Origin of the sequence: Vibrio sp. R-1, assembly GCF_035615595.1 — a bacterium.
In the GTDB taxonomy this organism is placed as follows: Bacteria; Pseudomonadota; Gammaproteobacteria; order Enterobacterales; family Vibrionaceae; genus Vibrio; species Vibrio cholerae.
The window spans coordinates 1-398 of record NZ_WPDC01000334.1 but is presented as its reverse complement, the minus strand read 5'-3'; the positions used below and the strand labels follow the sequence as shown (position 1 = coordinate 398).

Below are 398 nucleotides of genomic sequence, written 5' to 3'. Positions count from 1 at the left end.
TTGAGGCGTTTGTTAACTCTCATTAACACACTTATAACTAGAGAAATTCATCACCTTGATTATCGAGAGTCTTATGACCACACACACTACAAACCACATATCTATCGATGAGATCTAACGATGCTCCAACCGGACTTGCTACACCACCAAAAAAGCCATCCAGAAAAGCTTTAAATTGTTCTTTTTTACTTTTCCCATACTTTGAGGGTTTTTGCTTTATGAGTTCTTTATGCTCAGTTTTTTGGCCACACTTTTCACAAAATCTATTATTCATTCCAATACCAACTGTTTTTTATATAAGACGAGCATATAAACATATTTTCCTGAGCTAAAAAGAGAGCGAATTATCAAAAATCAGTCAAGCGATTGAATTTATTGATGTATATACAGATGAGAGT

The 398-nt window shown here is 33.9% G+C and carries 1 protein-coding gene; it reads right to left on the bottom strand.

Annotated features, from left to right (window positions below):
* Positions 1 to 37 precede the first annotated feature (37 nt).
* Positions 38 to 274, bottom strand: a complete 237-nt coding sequence (locus GOU96_RS18385; RefSeq protein WP_001065132.1) for a hypothetical protein — start codon at positions 272 to 274, stop codon at positions 38 to 40.
* Positions 275 to 398: the final 124 nt, after the last annotated feature.

Bases quoted from the DNA above. Each gene is read 5' to 3' on its own strand.
- GOU96_RS18385 (WP_001065132.1), bottom strand. From the start codon at position 274: ATGAATAATAGATTTTGTGAAAAGTGTGGCCAAAAAACTGAGCATAAA.